This window comes from Streptomyces sp. NPDC058964 (genome assembly GCF_042741275.1).
Lineage (GTDB): Bacteria > Actinomycetota > Actinomycetes > Streptomycetales > Streptomycetaceae > Streptomyces.
Map to the genome: position 1 here is coordinate 1 of NZ_JBHYKH010000086.1, position 3,179 is coordinate 3,179.

Consider the following 3,179-nt stretch of genomic DNA (forward strand, 5'->3'; position numbering starts at 1 on the left):
GGCCGGCCGCGGCCGCGACTACGACGTCGAAACCGTCCACGACCCGCGGGACTTCCCCGTCCGGTACGCCGCCATGCGCGGTCGCCACACCTGCCCCGCCCGTTTCCCCGCCCCGCGCTTCGCCGGATCCCCCCACGGCCAGACGCACGAACTCCTTCAGGGTGAAGCAGCGCCGCATCGCCGACGGCGCGAGCCGCACGGCCGCCTCCCGGTGCTCACCCGCGAGCCCGAGGACCAGCGCCGCTCCCGCGACAAGCTGCGCGGTGAGCGGGCGGGCCGCAAAGCCGGAGCCGTCACCGCCCAGCTTCTCCAGCACCGCCCTGGTGGAGCTCTCCATGCCGGGCCGGGGCCACGCCTCCGTGCCGGCGCTCTCCGGCCGCACGGCCGAGCCGGGCGCAAGCCTCGCGGCCAGCAGCCGCTCGGCGAGCACCGAGCGGTGCACGTTGCCCGTGCAGACGAACAGGACCCGGGTCATTTCTCGTCCGCGAGATGCGACGCCGCGGCCGCGGCGGCCTCCTTCCGGCGATCCGACACACGAGGAGCGGGCAGCTCGCCGTACGGCCCGTAGGCGCCGTAGCGGTCGCCCCTGGGGACCGGAGCCATGTTGAAGACGGTGCCGAGGAGGCGGACACCCAGGCGGTTCAGCGATTCCGCGGCGGTACGGACCTGTTCCCGGGTGGTCTTCGCGGCGCGGACGACGAGCAGCGCGCCCTCGGCGAGCGAGGCGAGTCCGGCGGTGTCGGCGACCGGCAGCAGCGGCGCGGTGTCGACGATCACGACCTCGTAGGTGTCCGCCAGCTCGCGCAGCACCTCTTCCATGCGCGCCGAGGCGAGCAGCTCGGTGGGGTTCGGCGGTACGGCGCCGCTGGCGAGCACCGAGAGCCGGCCCTCGGCCTGCTGCATCACGTCCTCGATGCGGGCCTGCCCGATCAGCACGGTGGTCAGACCGGCGTCCCGGACGAGGCCGAAGGTCCTGGCCACGCACGGGCGGCGCAGGTCGGCATCCACCAGGCAGGTCGAAACGCCTGCCTCGGCGAGCGAGAGGGCGAGGTTCACCGCGGTGTTGGTCTTGCCCTCACCGGGCACCGAACTCGTCACCACGATGATCCGCGGCGGGTCGTCGACCTGGGAGAACTGCAGGTTGGTGCGCAGCTTGCGGAAGGCCTCGGCGCGGTTGGAGCGCACGTCGGCGCTGACGAGCGGTTGCCTGGGGGCGTTCTTGTCGTAGGGGATGGTGCCGAGACCCGGCAGCGCGGTGAACTCGCTCAGCGCCTCGCCCGTCTTGAGCGTGGTGTCGAGGGTCTCGCGCAGGGCGACGAGTCCGGCACCGAGCAGCAGGCCGCCGAGCACGCCCGCGGCCAGGTTGAGCAGCGGGCGGGGCGATACCGGACCGGTGGGGGCGACGGCCTCCTGGGTGACGCCCAGGGAGACGGGCGAGGCGGGCGGGGCGTCGTCCGTGTCGTTCTTTCCGGGCCCCTGGACGGTGCGCTTGGGTGTCTCCAGCCGCTCGACGACCGCGCTGAACCGCTCCGCCACGGCGTTGGCGATGCGTGCCGCCCGCTCGGGCACGGTGTCCCGGACGGTGATGTCGATGAGCACGGTGTCGAGCGGGGCGACGGCGGTGATCCGGGACGCCAGTTCCTCCGGTGTGGTGCGCAGCCCCAGCTTCTTCACCACGGGTGAGGTCACCTGACGGGTCGCCACGATCGAGGCGTACGACTGCACGCGCGCCTGCGAGAAGCTCTGCCCCTGGTTCAGCTGCGCGGTGTCCTCACTGGTGCGGGTGGCGACGAAGAGCTGGGTCCTCGCCTCGTAGACGGGAGTACTCAGTCCCGTCACGGCGAGCGCCGCCCCGATCGCGAGAACCAGACAGACCACGACGGTCGGCCAGCGTCTGGCAATAGCTTTAAGGAAACCGTGGAGATCCAAGCTGCATCCCTCATAACCCCTCGCAGTCCGAGGGAACCATCCGAAATGAAACGTTCTGTCCCTGTGCGCACAGCCGAAGATAGGGACTCGCACGCTCAAACCGGGGGAGCCACCCCTATGTCGGACCGTCGGACGACACCGGTGGCGCAGACCGTCCCGCCGCTCGACACCGCGGCGTAGACCAACGGTGGGCAAGCACTCCACCATCCGGTGGCTTCTGGGTGCCGCCGTACCCGTAGATATCGATATGTCCCACTTATTCCATGTATCAACACCTTGGTACCCAAAATCTTGATCACGGCCAACGCTGCAGCCTGGCCGGGACCGAAGCCGAGTCGAGGAGAGTGAAGAAGATGACGACGTCGCCCAGATGGCGAGTCGCCCTGGCATCGGCAGCATCGGCTGCCATGCTCATCGCGGCGCCCCTGGTGGGGGCGCAGGCCGCCTACGCGCAGCCATACCCGGGGTCGCCCCCGCCCCTGAACGTCAGCACCACCACGGTGACGGCCGGAGAACTGCTGAGCTTCGACACGCCCCCGGGAGTTTTCCAGCCCGGGCAGACCGTCACGGCGCTGCTGGAATCAACGCCGATCATCCTCGACCGCTTCCAGGCCGAGGCCGACGGCTCGGTGGCGGGGACTTCGGCCATCCCGGAGACAGCCCCCTCCGGCTGGCACGTCTTCCGGCTCACCGCCGACAACCCCGACGTCAGCGTCGGCGCCACCATCTACGTGCAGGGCGGGGTCGGTAGCACCCCGACGCCGACGCCGACTCCGACACCCACACCGACCAGGCCCCCGAGGCCGACCAGGCCTCCGAAGCCGACCCCGAGCCCGACCGGACGGCCCACCCACTCGGACACGCCCGAGCACCCCGGTGGGCACGACGGACATGACGACGGACAGAACGGATCGCACGGACACGGCGTAGTCGCCGACCCGGCGAACTACCAGCACGAGACTCAGGACCACAACGGCGAAGGCCTCGCGGAGACGGGCAGTGGGAAGGCCCTGGCCGTGGGCGGCACCGCAGCGGCGCTGCTCGTGGCGGGCGGTGGCACGACGCTGGCCGTGCGCCGTCGCCGCAGCTCATGACGGGCAGTTCATGACAGAGCAAGACATCCGTAAGGCGGTACGGCGTCCCGGTCCCGGCCCGGGCGCCGGAACGCATACCGGGGCCAGACCCGCAGCCGAAAAGGGGCCGCGGCGCCCCCCCCGAGACAGGGTCGGTGAGGGGGGGGGTGGGCGGAG

Annotated in this window: 3 protein-coding genes; 1 reads left to right on the top strand and 2 read right to left on the bottom strand. The window is 71.3% G+C overall.

The genetic code is table 11. The features are described from left to right. A partial coding sequence (locus tag ACFW2E_RS13875) for a hypothetical protein (RefSeq protein ID WP_384465978.1) occupies positions 1-475 on the bottom strand: 475 nt, incomplete at its 3' end. Next, a complete protein-coding gene (locus ACFW2E_RS13880; protein WP_384465980.1) occupies positions 472-1,929 on the bottom strand; it encodes a polysaccharide biosynthesis tyrosine autokinase in 1,458 nt (485 codons plus the stop codon). The genes ACFW2E_RS13875 and ACFW2E_RS13880, both read right to left, overlap by 4 nt. A gap of 353 nt (positions 1,930-2,282) precedes the next feature. Here ACFW2E_RS13880 and ACFW2E_RS13885 point away from each other — a divergent pair, with 353 nt between their 5' ends. Beyond that, the gene (locus ACFW2E_RS13885) at positions 2,283-3,023 is read left to right on the top strand and encodes a hypothetical protein (protein WP_384465982.1); all 741 of its coding nucleotides are present in this window, start codon (positions 2,283-2,285) and stop codon (positions 3,021-3,023) included. Positions 3,024-3,179 lie beyond the last annotated feature (156 nt).